Genomic DNA, 17,642 nt, shown 5'->3' on the forward strand with positions numbered 1-17,642 from the left:
TGCCTCTCTGCGGAGATGCTCGTGCGCATTATTTCAGCCTAGGCCGGAACGCGGGCGGCACTCTCCAGCCATTCACTGAAATCGGCTTTGGCGCGGCTCGTGTAGGCTTCCTTGCGCGACTTCTTCTTCACGTCGTGAAGCGGAGGGAAGAGCCCGAAGTTGACGTTCATCGGTTGAAACGTCTCGGCCTCCGCGTCGCCCGTGATATGCGCGAGAAGCGCTCCCATGGCGCTGCTGCGCGGCGGCGGAGTCCACGCCGTACCCGCCAGCTCGGCCGCGGTCATCAATCCGGCCATGATCCCCACGGCCGAGCTTTCGACGTAGCCCTCGCATCCCGTGATCTGCCCGGCGAAACGGACATGCTCACCGCCCTTGAGGCGTAGCTGCCGGTCGAGCACCAGCGGCGAATTGAGGAAGGTATTCCGGTGCAAGCCGCCCAGGCGTGCGAACTCGGCATTCTCCAGCCCGGGGATCGTGCGGAACAACTCCACCTGCGCGCCGTGCTTCAGCTTGGTCTGAAAGCCGACCATGTTCCACAGCGTGCCGAGCTTGTTGTCCTGCCGCAACTGCACGACGGCATAGGGCCAGCGTCCTTGAGGGAACTCCGGTGTCGTGTCGCGCGGATTGTCGAGCCCGACCGGCTTCATCGGGCCGTAGCGCAGCGTGTCGACGCCGCGCGCGGCCATGACCTCGATCGGCATGCAGCCTTCGAAATAGGGGGTGTCGGCCTCCCAATCCTTGAAGGCGATTTTCTCCCCGTCGAGCAGGCCCTGATGGAAGGCGAGGTACTGTTCCTTCGTCATCGGGCAGTTGATGTAGTCCTTCCCGTCACCCTTGTTCCAGCGGCTCTGGAACCAGCACACGTCCATATCGATGGACTCGCGGTGGACGATCGGCGCGATGGCGTCGAAGAAGGCGAGGCGGTCCTGCCCGGTTGCCCTGACGATACTTTCCGCCAGTCCCTGCGCGGTGAGCGGCCCCGTGGCCACGACCGTGAGGCCGGAGGTCGGCAGTTCGTCGATCCGCTCGCGCACGACCGTTATATTCGGATGCGCCGTGAGCACCCGCTCGACTTCGGCTGAGAACACGTCGCGATCGACCGCCATCGCCGACCCCGCAGGAACGCGTGCGATCTCGCCGGCGCGCATCACCAGCGAGTCGAGACGCCGCATCTCGTGGTGCAGCAGGCCGACGGCGTTGCGCTCGTCGTCGTCGGAACGGAAACTGTTGGAGCAGACGAGCTCCGCCAGGCCCTCCGTCTGGTGCGCGGGCGTCGTGTCGCCGCTCCCGCGCATCTCGGACAGGCGTACGCGAAAGCCGCGCTGCGCGAGTTGCCAAGCTGCTTCGCTGCCCGCGAGGCCGCCGCCGATGATGTGGACGTCATGGGTCATGCGCGCGCACCTAGGGTTCGGATCGATAACCTGCAATGGCCGGGGAGGGAGGGCGCGCTACGGGAGCGGAACCGTTCGTGCTTGCCCGCCACAGGGTTCAAGTCCAAGTACGCGCGTTCGAGGGGGAAGAGAACGATGCCGAAACGCGCACTGCTTGAGCACCGGCCTTGGCTGCTCGCCGCGATCGCTGCGGCGACGGTCTATTTCTTCGTCCGCGAATGGCCGATCGGTGAGTTGTGGCTGATCCTGCTCAAAGGAGCGGGGGTCGGCTTCCTCGCGATCTACGCCTGGCAGCGCCACGCGAGCGCCGACGGCAGGCTTCTCGCACTCGTCATGGCGCTATCGGCTCTCGGCGACATGCTTCTGGAGCTCGACTTCGTCTGGGGCGGGGCGGCCTTCTTCGCGTCGCACCTCGCTGCGATGAGTCTCTACCTGCGCAACGGCCGCGAGGCACCTGCGCCCAGCCAGAAGGCGCTCGCTGTTGCCTTGCTGATCGGCACGCCGCTGATCTCGTGGCTGTTCACGCGCGACGAGGGGATCGCGCTCTACGCCCTGGCGCTCGGTGGCATGGCCGCCTGTGCGTGGATGAGCCGTTTCCCGCGCTACCGGGTTGGATTCGGCGCACTCCTGTTCGTCATCTCGGACTGGCTGATCTTCGCGCGCATGGGGCCGCTCGCATCGAGTGCGCTACCGGGGCTGCTGGTCTGGCCGGCCTATTTCGCCGGCCACTTCCTGATCGCCACCGGCGTGATCCAGACGCTGCGCCGTAACGTCTAACGGCGGGCGCCCGGCGAGGTCACTCGCCGCCGGGCTCGCCTTCGATATCCTCATCCGATTGCGGAGTCGTCTCGGGTACAGTTTCGACGCTGCCGCGGACGGCCATTTCCTCGACGATCGCCTCCTCGGCCTCATTTTCGGGATCGGGCTCTTCGTCCAGGCGCACGGCACTGACGATCTGTTCGCCTTCCGCGACCTTGAACAGGCGCACCCCGGCGGAACCGCGACCGATCACGCGCAGGCTGTCGAGCCCGATGCGGATGAGCTTGGCCTGGTCGGTCACCAACATGAGCTGATCGCGCTGCGTGGCGTTGAAACTCGCCACGACGGGCCCGTTGCGTTCGACATTGTCGATGTTGAGAATGCCCTGGCCGCCGCGCCCGATGCGGCGATACTCGTAAGCCGAGGAAAGCTTGCCATAACCGTTGGCGCAGACGGTGAGAATGAACTGCTCCTTCTCGGCCAGTTCCTCGAACCGTTCGGGAGCAAGCTCGGTCTCGCCGTCTCTCTCGCCCTTCCAAGGAGCGTATCTGAGGTACTGATCGCGCTCTTCGGATTCGGTGCCCACGCGGTGCAGGATGGAGAGGGAGACGACTTCATCGCCATCCTTGAGATTCATCCCGCGAACACCGGTGGAGGTGCGGCTCGTGAACTCGCGCACATCGTCGCCGGCGAAGCGGATCGCTTTGCCGTTGCGGCTCGCAAGCAGCACGTCGTCGTGCGCGTCGAGCAGGGCAACGCCGATCAGACGGTCGTCGCTGCCCTCTTCGAACTTCATCGCGTATTTGCCGTTGGAAGGAATGTTGGCAAACGCATCCATCGAGTTGCGGCGGACATTGCCCTTGGCGGTCGCGAATACGACGGAGAGTGCGCCCCAACCGCTCTCATCCTCCGGCAGAGGAAGCACGGTGCGGATCGTTTCGCCCTCGTCGAGCGCCGGAAGCAGATTGACGATCGGCCGGCCGCGAGTGGCCGGGCCACCTTCGGGCAGCTTCCAGACCTTGAGGCGATAGACTTTACCCGCCGTGGAGAAGAACAGCACCGGATTGTGAGTGGAGGTGACGAACATCTCCATCACCGCGTCCTCTTCCTTCGTTGCCATGCCGGCGCGACCCTTGCCGCCACGGTTCTGCGCGCGGAAGGTGGAGAGAGGCGTGCGCTTGATGTAGCCGTCGAGCGTGACCGTCACGACCATTTCGTCGCGTTCGATCAGGTCTTCATCGTCTATGCCGTCCCATGCGGGCGCGATCTCGGACATGCGCGGGGTGGCGTAGAGTTCGCGGATCTCGGTCAGCTCGTCGCGCATGACGCGATAGAGCTTCACCCGATCCGCCAGGATCGAGAGATACTCCTCGATCGCGATCGACAGCTCCTTGAGTTCGCCACCGATCTCGTCGCGGCCGAGCGCGGTGAGACGGTGAAGCCGCAGGTCGAGGATCGCCTTCACCTGCCGCTCGGACAGGCGATAAGTGCCGCCCTGCTGCTCCGCGTCGGGCTCGATCGCCTCGACCAGGCGGATATACTGCGCGATATCGCCGATCGGCCACTCCTTGGCGAGCAGCTTGGCACGCGCATCGGCCGGATTGGACGACCCACGGATCATCGCGACTACTTCGTCGAGGTTCGAGACCGCGACCACCAGACCGAGCAAGATATGCGCCCGCTCGCGCGCTTTGTTCAGCTCGAACTTGGTGCGGCGGGTAATGACCTGTTCGCGGAAGGCAATGAAGGCCTGGATGAAGTCGCGTAGCGTCAGGACTTCCGGTCGCCCGCCGCGGATCGCGAGCATGTTCGCCGGGAAGCTTGCCTGGGCCGGCGTATGACGCCAGATCTGGTTAAGCACGACTTCGGCGGTTGCATCCCGCTTGAGGTCGATGACCACGCGCACACCCTCGCGACTCGATTCGTCGCGGATGTCCGCGATGCCCTCGATCCGCTTTTCCTTGGCAGCATCGGCGATCTTCTCGACCAGGCCGGACTTGCCGACTTGATAGGGAATCGACGTGAACACGATCGACTGCCGATCGCCGCGCGATGTCTCGATCAAATGGCGGCAGCGCATCAGGATCGAGCCGCGGCCCGTCGTGTAGGCGGCCTTGGCGCCCGACTGGCCGAGGATAAGCGGTGCGGTGGGGAAATCCGGGCCGGGAATGATCTCGACCAGTTCCTCGCTGCTGATTCCTGGGTTGTCGATGAAAGCAAGGCAGCCGTCGATCACTTCGCCGAGATTATGCGGCGGGATGTTCGTCGCCATGCCGACGGCGATGCCGCCGGCGCCATTGACCAACAGGTTGGGGAAGCGGGCGGGGAGGACGGTCGGCTCCTGTCGCGAACCATCGTAGTTGTCGGCGAAATCGACCGTATCCTTGTCGAGATCGTCGAGGAGGCTGTTGGCGACTTTCGCCAAGCGTGCCTCGGTATATCGCATCGAGGCCGGCGGATCCGGGTCCATGGAGCCGAAGTTGCCCTGGCCATCGACCAGCGGCACGCGCATCGACCACGGCTGCGTCATGCGGGCGAGCGCATCGTAGATCGCGGCGTCGCCGTGCGGGTGGTAGTTACCCATCACGTCGCCGACGATCTTGGCACTCTTGCGGTAGGGGCGCCCGGCGACGAAGCCGCCTTCCTGGCTGGCGAAGAGAATCCGGCGATGGACGGGTTTCAGGCCGTCGCGCACGTCGGGCAGCGCGCGGCTCACGATCACGCTCATCGCGTAATCGAGGTAACTCGTCTTCATTTCGTCGACAATGTCGACCCGATCGAAATCGCCCGCTGGAACGGGCGGTGCAAGAGTCTCGGTATCGTCGCTCAACGGACTTCTTTTCTTTTCGTTCTGTTGCTTGGGAATGCAGCGTTATGCCTAGGCCAGGTGACTGGAAATCGCCACCTGAACAGGCCCCAGATGGGCATTCGGGCCCGCTTTTTCCACACTTCCGGTGACTTGTGCACCACGAGAGCCCGAACGAGGCATTCAAAGCCCGTTCAGCACGCTTCCCCTACAAGAGATTGCAATACGCGGCACGAGGCGGCACTAGCGCCTGCCTCATGTGCTTTTCAGCCTACATGGTATTTAATTCGTCAATGGGAGATACCCAGATGCAGTCATTCGCCCGCAATCCGAAAGCCCGCACCAAGCGTTTCGGTTCACACCTCGCCCTCGCCATCGCGCTCATCTCGGGCGGGGCGGTCGCCACCGTCGCACTGGAAGCACCGGCGCAGGCTCAGAAGGACAAGGAAAAGAAGGAGGCGAAGGCAGATTATTCCAAGGGCTTCATCGAGGTCTATCAGCCGTTCGCCAAGCGCCTCGAAGCCCAGGAGGATCCGGCGGCGCTGAAGGCCGAGATTCCCACCCTGCTTGGGGCTGCCCAGACCGCGGACGACAAGCTGGTCGCCGGTCAGGCGATTTATACCATCGGTGCCCGTAGCGAGGACACGGCTTTGCAGCGTCAGGGTGTCGAAATGATGCTCGAAAGCGGCAAGGTTTCCGCGGCGGATCAGGGCCGCATGGCATTCGCGGCCGGGCAACTTGCCTATCAGGCCGAAGATTGGACGGCTGCGCGTGCTCGCTTCGAACAGGCCATTGCCGGCGGTTTCGAAACGGCGAACGCTCAAGGGTTGATCGCCGAAACCTATTTCTCCGAAGGCAACCACGCCGCGGGCCTCGATTTCCTCATGCAGGCGATCACCGCGCAGGAAGAGGCCGGGCAGCCGATCGATGAGAACTGGATTCAGCGCGGCTTCGCCATCGCTTACAACAACCAGCTTCCCGAGCAGGCAACGACGTTCAGCAGGCTCTACGTCACGCACTATCCGTCGAGCGACGTCTGGGGCGACGCGATCGCGGTGCAGCGCAGCTTCTACGACTACGACGATCAGGCGCTGCTGGACCTGATGCGGCTCGCCGAACGCACGGACAGCCTGCGGAGCGAGCGTGACTATGTCGACTACATTGCGGCGGCCGATCCCCGCCGTCTGCCGGCCGAGGTCGGCCGTGTGATCGACGCGGGGCTGGCGGCAAACATGCTGAAGCAGGGCGACGTCCTCGTGACCGAAGCGAAGGCGACGACGCAGGCACAGACCGCTTCGGCGCGTGCCGATCTGCCCGAGCTCGAGAGCGATGCGCGCGCCTCCGGCGCCAACGCGCTTCTCGCCACCGCAGCCGGCGACATGTACCTGAACTTCGAGCAGCCGGCGAAGGCGGAGGAGATGTACCAGCTCGCCCTGACGCGGCCCGATGTCGATACCGCCCGCGCTTTGACTCGTCTCGGCATTGCGCAGGCCGACCAAGGCAAGTTCGCGGAAGCCAAGGCGACCTTCGACAAAGTCGAGGGGACCCGTGCACCGATCGCCGACCTATGGGCGCTTTACGCTCAGGCGCAGGCTTCCGGTGGTGCTTCGCCAGCACCGGCGGCTCAGACGCCCGCCCAGTAATCCTGGATCGCGAATGCAGAAGGCGCGGGCTTCGGTCCGCGCCTTTTTCTTTGCGCGCCGTCAGCGCAGCCGCTTGATCCAGATCTGCCCGCCGTCACGCCGTTCGGTGGCGAAGTTGGGGATGGTCTCGATCATGTCGATCAGCCGCGTAAAGCCGTAATTGCGCGTGTCGAAGCTGGAACGGTTGCCGGCGAGTTGGCCGACTTCGGAGAGTTTGGCGAAGCCTTTCTCGTCACGCTTGCTCGCATTGTAGGCGTCGAAAAGGAGCTGCAGCAGCTCCTGGTCGAGCTTGCCGTCCTTGCCGTTGGCGCGCTCCTCCTTCTCGGCACGGATCAGTGCGTCGACGTCGATGAAGCGCGTGCAGGCCTGGCGGAAAGCCTCCGGCGTCTTGGGGCTGCCGAAGCCGTAGACGGGATATCCGTCCTGCCGAATGCGCATCGCGAGCGGCATGAAGTCGCTGTCCGAGCTCATGATGCCGAAACCGTGCACGCGGCCACGATACATCAGATCCATCGCGTCGATGGTCATCTTCATGTCGGTCGCATTCTTGCCGCGCGTGAGATCGAACTGCTGCTGCGGTTCGATGCCGTAGCGATGAACAAGGTCGGCCCAGCTCTTGAGCGCAGGCTTGCGCCAGTTGCCGTAAGCGCGCCGGATGTTGACCTGGCCGAGCTCCGCCAGAACGGTCAGCACCGGATCGATGCCGGCAGGGCTCGCGTTGTCTGAGTCGATCAGGAGGGCGATGTTGCGTTGCAGCTCTTCGGCCATGTGCGGCTACATGCCGGGCCGAGCGAGGCGTGACAAGCGCTAGTCGGCGGGATTGAATTCGCCCGTCTGCTCGTCAAGCAGGTGGAGCACGCCGTCCGAAATAGCGAAGAACGCACCATAGAGCTTGAGGGAACCTTTGCCCTCCTTCGCCTGCACGCATGGAAAGGTCCGCAGGTTCTTTAGGCTGACTTTGACGGCGGCATGTTCCAGCGCGCGCTCCGCTTCGCGGCCTTCGGTCCCGAGCTCGGCGACGATCGGATCGCGTACCTCGTCGAGCATGGCCACCCAATTGGCGATGAAACCACCCTCGCCGGGCCGGGTACCGTGCAGATCTTGTGTCAGCGCCGCCTTGCAGCCGCCGCAGAAGCCATGTCCCATGACAACAACTTCGCGAACGTTGAGGAACTGGATTGCGAATTCCAGGGCCGCGGAGACGCCGTGGTTGCCCGGGGTGGTTTCGAACGGCGGTACCATCGCGGCCACATTGCGTACGACGAAGATCTCGCCTGGGGCAGCGTCGAAGATCTGCATCGGATCAGCCCGACTGTCGGAGCAGGCGATGACCATGACCTGCGGCGATTGCCCCTCGGCAAGTTCGCTCCACCGTTCGCGCTGCGCAGCCCAGGCGTTCTTGCGGAAGTTGCGGTAGCCGTCGATCAGTTCTGCGAAGCTCTTCATGCTCGCTCCCATGCCTCGCAGGGAAAGGGCTGGCAAGACTGCAACGCCGCCATTAGATGGGCCCCATGAACGATCTCTCCAGCGCACCCGTACCCGAGAGCCCGCGCCCCGAACGGCAGCGCAAGCCCGACTGGATCCGCGTCAAGGCCCCCGTAAGCAAGGGCTACCACGAAACGCGCCAGCTCATGCGCGAGCTCAATCTCAACACGGTGTGCGAGGAAGCAGCCTGTCCCAATATCGGCGAGTGCTGGACGAAGAAGCACGCGACCGTGATGATTCTGGGCGACGTGTGCACGCGCGCCTGCGCGTTCTGCAACGTAAAGACCGGCATGCCGCGCATGGTCGATCCGATGGAGCCGGAGAACGTCGCCATCGCGGCGGGCAAGATGGGCCTGCAGCACATCGTGATCACCAGCGTCGACCGTGACGATTTGCCGGATGGCGGGGCGGGGCAGTTCGTCAAGGTCATCAAGGCGCTTCGGCGCGAGACGCCCGAGACAACGATCGAGATCCTTACCCCGGATTTCCGCGGCAAGATGCGTCCCGCGATCGAGGCGATTTGCGAAGCCGGGCCGGATGTGTTCAATCACAATCTAGAGACGGTGCCGCGGCTTTATCCGACGATCCGCCCTGGAGCGCGCTACTACGCGTCGCTGCGGTTGCTCGAAGAGGTCAAGGCGCACGATCCGCTGATCTTCACCAAGTCCGGCATCATGCTGGGGCTGGGCGAGCAACGGCTCGAGGTTCACCAGGTGATGGACGACATGCGCAGCGCGGATGTCGATTTCATCACCATGGGCCAGTATCTTCAGCCGACCCCGCGCCATGCCAAGGTCGAGGATTTCGTAACGCCCAAGGCTTTCGCCGCCTACGGCTCGATAGCGCGCGCCAAGGGCTTCCTGCAGGTTGCCGCAAGCCCGCTCACGCGGTCGAGCTATCACGCAGGCGACGATTTCGCCGAGATGAAGGCTGCGCGCGAGGCGAAACTGGCGAAAGCCTCGGCGCGGGCATAAGTCTGCCCCTACCCCAAAGTCCGCTCAGCCGGCGGGCGGGGGTTGGCGACAAGTGCCCGGAATTAACGATTGCCTAGAAGACGAGCATGCCCGGAATACGCGAGACCAGACACGTTCCCTACAGCGCCGAGCAGATGTTCGATCTCGTGGCCGACGTGGGGCGCTACAAGGAATTTCTGCCCTGGGTGATCGCGACCCGGGTCCGCTCTGACAGCGAAACCGAGATGGTCGCCGACATGGTGGTGGGGTTCAAGAGCTTTCGCGAGAGTTTCACTTCCAAGGTGACCAAGCGCCGGCCGGAGATGATCGACGTGATCTATGTCGATGGCCCGCTGCGCGACCTCGATAACGAATGGCACTTCACCAATCTGCCCGAGGGTGGATGCCGGGTCGACTTCGCGGTTGAGTTCACGTTCAAGAACCGCGTGTTCGAAGCCCTGGCGGGTCAGTACTTCGATCGTGCTTTTCGCAAGATGGTCGCGGCCTTCGAAGCCCGCGCGGAAGAGCTTTACGGCAATAGCAACTCGAGCGCGCAAAGCGTCGCCTGACGGCGCACTTCGGCCCGCCCGACGTTGCCGAAGTTCCTCAACTCGCCTTCGGGATCGCCGACTTCGCCGCGGGTGACGCGGGCGAACACGACTGTGCCCACCGGCTTGAGATCGGAGCCGCCATCCGGTCCCGCCACCCCGCTGATGGCGACGGCAACATCGGCCTGACTACGCTCGAGCGCTCCCTGCGCCATGGCCCATACGCAGGCGATCGAAACCGCGCCGAACGTATCCATGATCTCGTTCGACACGCCCAGCATCTCGAATTTCGCCTCGTTCGAATAGGTAACGAAGCCGCGATCGAGGACCTTCGAGGAACCGGGAATTTCGGTCAACGCGGCGGTGACGAGGCCGCCGGTGCAGCTCTCGGCCAGCGCGACGCGGCGGCACGCCGCGAGATTTTCCTCCACGCAGCGGCGCGCGAGTTCTTCGATGTCGTCCGAGAGGAGCGCGCCGGCCATGCTATTCGCCAGCCACGCCAGCGGCGTCGGCACTGTTTCCATCCCGCTCTGCCATTTCGACCATAAAGCCGATCAGGCCTGCAATATTGTCGGCGGGTAGCGGATCGATCAGTTCAAGCCCCCGCTCCACGTCGACACATTGCGTCGGCTTGATCTCCGAAGCAGCCATCTGTTGCAGCAGGGCGGTGACGAAGGGCTTCAGCGCGTCATCGGGCATCTCGGCCAGCATCGCGCTATCCACGCCCTGATCGTTACCCATGGTGGAGAGCGCCGCCTTTGCCGCGGGCCAGTGTGCGTCTGCGCCTTCGGCGAACTTGGCTACGAGCCGATCGGCGTTCCGCGCGACATACCCGTCGGGCGCGAGCTGGGCGGAACAGGTCGCTTGAAATCCGTTGAACAGCGCGGGCAAGCCGAACCGAACTGCGCTTTCGATCTCAGGGCCGCTTGGCGCGGCCTGCGCATTCGCGGGGAGGGCAAAGAACGCCAGCGCCAGCGGCGCGAGAGCGGTACACGTCAGGGGGGCTTTCATGGGATCCGTTCAATCCTTTCCGACCAGCGTCGCCACCGCCTGGGCGGCAATGCCTTCACCGCGACCCGTAAGCCCGAGTCCCTCGGTCGTGGTAGCCTTCACGCTAACCCCGCATACGTCGATCTCCAAGAGTTCTGCGACGCGTGCCCGCATCGCGTCCCGATGTGGGCCGATCTTCGGCGCCTCGCAAATGATCGTAAGATCCACGTTGACGATCCGATAACCGGCAGTGTCGACGAGCGCAGCCGCGTGCTCCACGAAGCGTCCCGACGATGCACCCCTCCACTGTGGATCGCTGGGGGGGAAGTGGCTGCCGATATCGCCCTCGCCGACAGCGCCGAGCAGCGCGTCGACCAGCGCGTGAAGCGCCACGTCCGCATCGCTGTGCCCGGCCAGACCCTTGTCATGTGGCACAAGCACGCCGCCGAGCCACAGTTCCTCGCCCGCGGCGAGGCGGTGCACGTCGAAGCCCATGCCGGTGCGGACCGAGGCAGGCTGGGGCATGAAATCCTCCGCGAATGTCAGTTTTCTGAGCGCTTCATCGCCTTCGACGAGCGCGACAGTTTGGCCGGCCGCACGCAGGACCTGCGCGTCGTCGCCGGCTGTCGCGTCGCCAAGCCAGGCCCGATGCGCGGTGAGAATATCGGCGAAACGGAACGCCTGCGGGGTCTGGACACGGCGCAGCGCTTCGCGCTGGGCGGAACCACCCATCGTGCCGCCATCGGCGATCGCAAGGCTATCGATGACCGGAAGGACGGGAATGGCGCCCGGATAGCTGGCAAGTGCCGCCAGTAGCCGCGCAATCACGGGGCGGGTGAGAGCGGGGCGAGCAGCATCGTGGATCAGTACGAGCTCCGGCGCGCTGGTTGTCAGCGCTTCGAGGGCGCGGTGCACCGACATTTGCCGGGTCGCGCCGCCGGTGACGAGTTCCACTCGCGCGAGGCCTGTCAGCGCTTCTCCGGCGACATTCTCGGCCCCTTCCGGAATGGCGACGACCACCCGTCGTGCTCCAGCCTCGATCATGGCCTCTACCGAGTGGCGCACCACCGGCTTGCCGCGCCAGCGCGCGAACTGCTTGGGTACCGGCTGTCCCGCGCGCAGCCCTTTGCCTGCGGCGACGACGACCGCGGCGAATGGGGGCAGGGGCGAGCTGTCCGGCATCGCCGCCGCGGCTAGCCGCTTGCGCGAAGCCGGGCAATCCACTATGCGCTGCCCAAATTTTAGGCACACCCTCGTATATGACTTCGCTTCCCACCCCTCCGGCTCTGAAGCCGATCCACGTCGGCCCGGTGACGATCGACTGTCCGGTGATCCTCGCGCCGATGACCGGCGTCACCGATATGCCGTTTCGCACGCTCGTCCGGCGCTACGGCTCCGGCCTCAACGTCACCGAGATGATCGCGAGCCAGGCTGCTATCCGCGAGACGCGCCAGTCGGTCCAGAAAGCTGCTTGGGACCCAACCGAAGAACCGGTTTCGATGCAGCTCGTCGGATGCGATCCAGAGTCGATGGGGGAAGCGGCCAAACTCAATGAGGACCGCGGCGCCGAGATCATCGACATCAACTTCGGCTGTCCGGTGCGCAAGGTCACCAACGGCATGGCCGGCTCCGCGCTGATGCGGGAGGTTCCGCTGGCGACCAGGCTGATGGAGGAGACCGTGAAGGCCGTTTCGGTGCCGGTGACGGTCAAGATGCGCATGGGCTGGGATCATGGTAGCCTCAATGCGCCGGAGCTCGCGCGGATCGCGGAGGATCTGGGCGTGAAGATGATCACCGTTCACGGCCGTACGCGCAACCAGATGTACAAGGGGAGCGCCGACTGGGCCTTCATACGCAAGGTGAAGGATGCGGTTTCCATCCCTGTGATCGTCAACGGCGACATCTGCGGGGTCGAAGATGCCGCCAAGGCGCTCGAACAATCGGGCGCCGACGGCGTGATGATCGGCCGCGGCGCCTACGGCAAACCGTGGCTGCTCGGCCAGGTGATGCACTGGTGGCGCACCGGGCAGACCCTCGGCAACCCAAGCTTCGACGAGCAGTACGATGTGCTCGTCGAGCACTACCGCGGCATGCTGGAGCACTACGGCCGCGATGTCGGCGCCAAAGTCGCGCGCAAGCATCTGGGCTGGTACACCAAGGGGATGCACGGGTCGGCCGAGTTCCGCAACCGTGTAAACTTCATCGACGACCCGGATCAGGTGCTCGGCGAGCTGGAACGGTTCTATGAGCCATTCATGCGCCGCCGCGCTGCGTGACGATGGAGGACCAGCGGCCCGGGCCGGGTGCGCAGATCGCCGGACTGATCTTCGCCGTCCTGCTGCTCGATCCCGATCTGGTGGTCCGCGAGGCAAATCCGGCGGCCGAAGACCTTCTCCATCGCAGCGCCAAGCGGCTCGTGGGCGCCAAGTTGCTCGACGTTCTTGAACTCGACGATGCGCGCGTAGCGATGCGTCTGAGGGAAGCGGACGCCCGCCTCACAGTGCGCGGCATGACGCTGCGCTGCGGCGCACGTGCGACGCAGGTGAACCTGACCGTCTCTCCTCTTGCGTCGCACCCGGGCTGGCGGGTGATGACGATCTCCGAGGTCGGGCAGGGGGAGATGGCCGAGCTTCCCGGCGAGGAAACCACGCTTCGCGCACCGGCGATCCTCGCGCACGAGATCAAGAATCCGCTCGCTGCGATCCGCGGTGCCGGCCAACTGGTCGCGCGCAAGCTGGAAGAGAAGGACCGGCCGCTCGCCGCGATGATCTCGGACGAAGTCGACCGCATCGCTCGCTTGGTCGACCGCATGCAACGCCTGGGAAGCGAGCGTGCCGATCCGGTGGCACCGGTCAATCTTCACGTCGCGGTACGCAGCGCGATCGCAACGGTGCGCACGGCGGGCGACAGCGACGTGGAATTGGTCGAGGAGTTCGATCCCTCGCTGCCGCCGGTGCTCGCCAGTCGCGACGCGCTGGAGCAGGTGCTGATCAACCTGATATCGAACGCTCGCGACGCCTGCGCCGGTGCAGCTTCGCCGCGCGTCACCATTCGCACGCGTTTCGCCAGCGGGCTCGTCTCCAACCTGAAGCTGGGGCGGGCGGTGCGCCTGCCGATCGAAATCACCGTCAGCGACAACGGTCCGGGAATCGAGCCAGCATTGTGCGATCACGTGTTCGAGCCGTTCGTGACGTCGAAGGCGAGCGGGCAGGGGCTCGGCCTCGCCCTCGTGCGCAAGCTGGTCCGCGATATGGACGGGCGGATCGGACATCAGCGCGACGAGCGCGCGGGCCTGACACATTTCCGCATCCATTTGCCGCTGGCGAAGAACGAAGGGGAACAGGCATGAGCGGCAAGATCCTGCTGGTCGAGGACGACGCTTCGATCGCCACCGTCATTCGATCGGCACTGGAAGACGAAGGTTTCGCGGTCGATCGCTGCGACAGTATCGCGGCACGCGACAGGCTGCTCGCTTCGGGCAAGTACGACGTGATGCTGACCGATGTCATGCTTGCCGATGGTGACGGCATTGCGACGATCGATAGCGTCCGCGCTGCGTGCCCTTCCATGCCGCTGATCGTGCTGTCGGCACAGAATACGCTCGATACGGCCGTGCGTGCGAGCGATACCGGCGCGTTCGAGTACTTCCCCAAACCGTTCGATCTGGAGGATCTGGTGCGCGCGGTGGCGCAGGCTGCCGGTTCGGGCGCGCAGCGCGGAGAGGAAGCGAAAGTGGGCGACGGCCTGCCTCTCGTCGGCCGTAGTCAGGCCATGCAGGCCGTGTACCGCATGATAACCCGTGTCCTGCGCAACGATCTGACGGTGCTGATTTTGGGCGAATCCGGGACCGGCAAGGAGCTGGTGGCGGAGGCGATCCATCAGCTTGGCCATCGCAAATCCGGGCCGTTCGTAGCAGTCAACGCAGCGGCAATCCCGTCGGACCTGATCGAAAGCGAGCTGTTCGGTCATGAAAAGGGGGCCTTCACCGGCGCTATCGCCCAGGCGATCGGCAAGTTCGAACAGGCCAACGGGGGTACGCTGTTCCTCGACGAGATCGGGGACATGCCCATGGAGGCGCAGACGCGGTTGCTTCGCGCGCTGCAGTCCGGGCGCATCCGGCGCGTCGGCGGGCGGCAGGAGATCGGGGTGGACGTGCGTATCGTCGCCGCCACGAACCGCGATCTCAAGCCGATGATCGCCAGCGGCAGGTTCCGCGAGGATCTGTTCTATCGCCTCAACGTCGTGCCGGTCCAGTTGCCGCCGCTGCGCGACCGTGCGGAGGATATCGAGGCGCTGGCCAAGCATTTCCTCGGCCATGCCGCGCGGGAGGGCCTGCCCGAACGCCGGATCGACCGTGCCGCTATCGCGCTGCTCGAACAGCAGCCCTGGCGCGGCAACGTGCGCGAACTGCGGAACGCGATCTATCGCCTGTCGCTGATGGCGCGCGACGAGGTCATCGACGCCCAGACTGTCACGGCGGTCCTGGGCGAGGACTCGGCGTATCCGGCTCGGCCGGACAATGACGACAGCCTGCGCAGTGCGCTGGAAGGTTGGATCGCCGGTACCGCGCCGGCGCCGGGCACGGTCTATCACCGCGCACTTGCCGCGTTCGAACGGCCGCTGTTCGAACACGCGCTGGCGCAGACCGGTGGCAATCAGTTGCGAGCCGCGAAGCTCCTGGGCATCAACCGGAACACGCTGCGCAAGAAGCTTTCGGATTTGGCGATCCAGGCGGAGAGCTTTGTTCGCATTGCATGACCGTTCGTCGGCACCAACTTTCGTCTGGGCGAAATTGAGCTTGCAAAACTGCAACAGGAGCGTTGTAAGCCTGCAACTGTGGCAGCACCGACACTCCCGTTGACCAGGCGAGCGCCGCGATTATGGCGCCGCGTCGTGGTCGCTTCGCGCCGGTCGAATTTCTTCCTCCTGCTCGAGATTGCTGCCGCACTCGCGCTGGCGGCCATGGTGGCGACGACCTGGGTTACATTCGAAAGCGCGCCGCCGGATGGCCAACTCGTGCCTGCGGGTCAAGTAGCGAGCTTGCTGATCGGCACGCTGCTGCCTGCGATGGCGCTGGTCGTGCTCTTCGGCCGACGGCTCGCGCTCCGCCGCGCGGCTGGAAGTACGGCCCGGCTTCATGTGCGTCTCGTGTTCTTCTTCTCGCTTGTCGCGGCAATCCCGACGTTGCTGGTCGCAGCATTTGCGGCGGTGCTGTTTCAGTCGGGCGTAGACTTCTGGTTTTCCGACGATTCACGCGGCTTGATGCGCAACGCCAACGAGCTCGCACAGGGCTATTACGAGCAGAATCAGCTCGAGGTCGCCAACCAGACCATAGCCATGGCTGCAGACCTGCGATTCTATCTCCAGCGTGGCTCTCTTACCGACGGTGGGTTCGAAGATTATTATCGCTATCAGGCGGAGGGGAGGGGGATCAACGAATCGGCCATTCTCCAACGCGTGGCAGACGGAAGCTTGCGCACCGCGGCGCTGCTCGGCTTGGTCAGTGACAACGATCCGACCGAGCTTGATCCCGCATTGTTCGACCGGGTGGCGGGCGACGAACAGGTTGTCGTGCAGGGCAGCTCGGAGCGCATCGAGGGCGTCGCGGCGATCGATGAGGAAAGCGGAATATTCCTCTATAACGCGCGAAATTCGCAAGCGTTCGCCTTCGATCTGTGGGACCGCGCCAACGCGATTTCCACCAAATACGACCTGCTCACGCAGCGTGCTCGGGCCTTGCAGCTGCGTTTCAATCTGGCGCTGTTCTTCGTGTCGCTCGCGCTGCTTGCGCTTTCGGTGTGGTTCGCCCTGCGCTTTGCAGACCGGCAGGTCGAGCCGCTCACCGACCTCGTCGGCGCGGCGCGTCAGGTTGGCGCGGGCAACTTCGCGCTACGCGTAGAGGGGCGAACCGGGCCCGACGAGATCGGCCTACTCAACCGCGCGTTCAATCGGATGACGGCGCAGATCGAGAAGCAGACGGACGCTCTCGTCAGCGCCAACCGCCAGTTGGAAAACCGCCGTGCGTTCATGGAAACCGTGCTCGAATCGGTCACCGCAGGGGTGATCTCGGTCGATCAGGATGGGCAGGTCCTGCTGATGAACAGCTCGGCGCAGGCGTTGCTGATCGAAGAATCGTCGCCGCCGCCCATCGGGCTCACGCTCGAACAGCTCAGCCCGCAGATCTCGACACTCGTGCTCGGGGGCGTTGATCGGGGGATCGTAAACCAGACCGTCGGCGGAGAGCTGCTGACGCTGGCGGTCAAGGTCGCCGACTTCTCCGAAGGCAAGGTGATCACGTTCGAGGATATCACGCGCCAGCTCCTCGACCAGCGGCAGGCAGCCTGGTCGGATGTGGCGCGGCGGATCGCGCATGAGATCAAGAATCCCCTCACGCCTATCCAGCTCGCCACCGAGCGTCTCAAGCGCCGCTATCGCAAGCAGATCGACAGCGACGGCGAGCTGTTTGACGAGCTGACCAGCACCATCGTGCGTCAGGTGGGCGCCCTGCGGAAAATGGTCGACGAATTCTCATCCTTCGCGCGCCTTCCCAAGCCGGTCTTCCGCAAGGAAGACGCGCTCGATCTCGTCCGGCAGGCGCTTTTCCTGCAGGAAGTCGCCCATCCCGAGATCGACTTCCGTTTCAGCTACGAAGGCGACGGCCCGATCCCGCTCGCGTGTGATCGGCACCAGGTCGGTCAGGCGCTTACCAATGTTCTCAAGAATGCCGTCGAGGCTGTGGACGCACGCGTGCGCGAGGCAGAGCCGGATTTCCGCGGACAGATCGCGGTCGCCGTCATCCCTGGCGAAGACGATGTGACGGTTACGGTCGAGGACAACGGCGTCGGCCTGCCGCAGGATCGCGATCGCATCGTCGAACCCTACGTGACGACCCGCGAAAAGGGCACGGGGCTCGGCCTCGCCATCGTCAACAAGATCGTCGAGGAACACGGGGGGGAAATGATCTTCGCAACCGCCGAGGGTGGGGGCACTCGCGTAACACTGCGGTTTACGCGCGAACCTGCGGTGCAAGGGAGCGAAGCCGCAGAATGATGCATGACAAGGAGTTC

At 64.5% G+C, this 17,642-nt stretch carries 15 protein-coding genes; 8 read left to right on the plus strand and 7 right to left on the minus strand.

Annotated elements, in window-relative coordinates; all coding sequences use genetic code 11:
- Positions 1–38: 38 nt before the first annotated feature.
- Positions 39–1,391 (minus strand): methylenetetrahydrofolate--tRNA-(uracil(54)-C(5))-methyltransferase (FADH(2)-oxidizing) TrmFO, encoded by a 1,353-nt coding sequence (trmFO, locus tag D2V04_RS04940; RefSeq protein WP_119512175.1) that lies wholly within the window; start codon positions 1,389–1,391, stop codon positions 39–41.
- A 135-nt stretch (positions 1,392–1,526) separates the two neighbouring features.
- On the opposite strand from trmFO, the gene D2V04_RS04945 reads away from it, so the two are divergent.
- On the plus strand, positions 1,527–2,168 hold the full coding sequence (locus D2V04_RS04945; RefSeq protein WP_119512176.1) for a lysoplasmalogenase family protein: 642 nt from the start codon (positions 1,527–1,529) through the stop codon (positions 2,166–2,168).
- Between the two features lie 19 nt (positions 2,169–2,187).
- Here the strand turns inward: D2V04_RS04945 and gyrA are convergent, their stop codons facing one another.
- Complete coding sequence (gene gyrA, locus D2V04_RS04950; RefSeq protein ID WP_119512177.1) at positions 2,188–4,980, minus strand: DNA gyrase subunit A; 2,793 nt, start codon at positions 4,978–4,980, stop codon at positions 2,188–2,190.
- A gap of 284 nt (positions 4,981–5,264) precedes the next feature.
- Between gyrA and D2V04_RS04955 the strand changes: the two genes are divergently transcribed.
- Positions 5,265–6,599 carry a tetratricopeptide repeat protein gene (locus D2V04_RS04955; protein ID WP_147391771.1) on the plus strand — a complete coding sequence of 445 codons (1,335 nt, stop codon included), beginning with the start codon at positions 5,265–5,267 and terminating at the stop codon, positions 6,597–6,599.
- Positions 6,600–6,659: 60 nt separating this feature from the next.
- On the opposite strand, the gene D2V04_RS04960 is transcribed toward D2V04_RS04955, so the two are convergent.
- Positions 6,660–7,367 (minus strand): NYN domain-containing protein, encoded by a 708-nt coding sequence (locus tag D2V04_RS04960; protein ID WP_119512179.1) that lies wholly within the window; start codon positions 7,365–7,367, stop codon positions 6,660–6,662.
- 39 nt (positions 7,368–7,406) lie between these two features.
- The gene (locus D2V04_RS04965) at positions 7,407–8,045 is read right to left on the minus strand and encodes a carbonic anhydrase (protein ID WP_119512180.1); all 639 of its coding nucleotides are present in this window, start codon (positions 8,043–8,045) and stop codon (positions 7,407–7,409) included.
- Between the two features lie 65 nt (positions 8,046–8,110).
- Here D2V04_RS04965 and lipA point away from each other — a divergent pair, with 65 nt between their 5' ends.
- Together lipA and D2V04_RS04975 are read left to right on the plus strand one after the other, a co-directional pair.
- Positions 8,111–9,058, plus strand: a complete 948-nt coding sequence (gene lipA, locus D2V04_RS04970; RefSeq protein ID WP_119512181.1) for a lipoyl synthase — start codon at positions 8,111–8,113, stop codon at positions 9,056–9,058.
- An 86-nt stretch (positions 9,059–9,144) separates the two neighbouring features.
- Positions 9,145–9,606 carry a type II toxin-antitoxin system RatA family toxin gene (locus tag D2V04_RS04975; RefSeq protein ID WP_119512182.1) on the plus strand — a complete coding sequence of 154 codons (462 nt, stop codon included), beginning with the start codon at positions 9,145–9,147 and terminating at the stop codon, positions 9,604–9,606.
- On the opposite strand, the gene D2V04_RS04980 is transcribed toward D2V04_RS04975, so the two are convergent.
- The 3 genes from D2V04_RS04980 to D2V04_RS04990 are packed head-to-tail and all read right to left on the minus strand — an operon-like array spanning position 9,567 to position 11,757.
- On the minus strand, positions 9,567–10,067 hold the full coding sequence (locus tag D2V04_RS04980; protein WP_119512597.1) for a CinA family protein: 501 nt from the start codon (positions 10,065–10,067) through the stop codon (positions 9,567–9,569). The genes D2V04_RS04975 and D2V04_RS04980 overlap by 40 nt on opposite strands.
- 1 nt (position 10,068) lies before the next feature.
- On the minus strand, positions 10,069–10,596 hold the full coding sequence (locus D2V04_RS04985) for a hypothetical protein (RefSeq protein ID WP_119512183.1): 528 nt from the start codon (positions 10,594–10,596) through the stop codon (positions 10,069–10,071).
- A 9-nt stretch (positions 10,597–10,605) separates the two neighbouring features.
- Entirely contained in the window at positions 10,606–11,757 is a 1,152-nt protein-coding gene (locus tag D2V04_RS04990) for a bifunctional 2-C-methyl-D-erythritol 4-phosphate cytidylyltransferase/2-C-methyl-D-erythritol 2,4-cyclodiphosphate synthase (RefSeq protein WP_119512184.1), read from the minus strand.
- A 77-nt stretch (positions 11,758–11,834) separates the two neighbouring features.
- Here D2V04_RS04990 and dusB point away from each other — a divergent pair, with 77 nt between their 5' ends.
- From dusB to D2V04_RS05010, 4 genes are all read left to right on the plus strand, one after another.
- Entirely contained in the window at positions 11,835–12,851 is a 1,017-nt protein-coding gene (gene dusB / locus D2V04_RS04995; RefSeq protein ID WP_119512185.1) for a tRNA dihydrouridine synthase DusB, read from the plus strand.
- Positions 12,852–12,853: 2 nt separating this feature from the next.
- The gene (locus D2V04_RS05000; protein ID WP_119512186.1) at positions 12,854–13,924 is read left to right on the plus strand and encodes a two-component system sensor histidine kinase NtrB; all 1,071 of its coding nucleotides are present in this window, start codon (positions 12,854–12,856) and stop codon (positions 13,922–13,924) included.
- The gene (ntrC, locus tag D2V04_RS05005; RefSeq protein ID WP_119512187.1) at positions 13,921–15,333 is read left to right on the plus strand and encodes a nitrogen regulation protein NR(I); all 1,413 of its coding nucleotides are present in this window, start codon (positions 13,921–13,923) and stop codon (positions 15,331–15,333) included. The genes D2V04_RS05000 and ntrC overlap by 4 nt, the downstream gene beginning before the upstream one ends.
- 135 nt (positions 15,334–15,468) lie before the next feature.
- Positions 15,469–17,625 carry a sensor histidine kinase gene (locus tag D2V04_RS05010; RefSeq protein WP_228766270.1) on the plus strand — a complete coding sequence of 719 codons (2,157 nt, stop codon included), beginning with the start codon at positions 15,469–15,471 and terminating at the stop codon, positions 17,623–17,625.
- Positions 17,626–17,642 lie beyond the last annotated feature (17 nt).

The organism is Pelagerythrobacter aerophilus, from assembly GCF_003581645.1.
GTDB lineage: Bacteria > Pseudomonadota > Alphaproteobacteria > Sphingomonadales > Sphingomonadaceae > Pelagerythrobacter > Pelagerythrobacter aerophilus.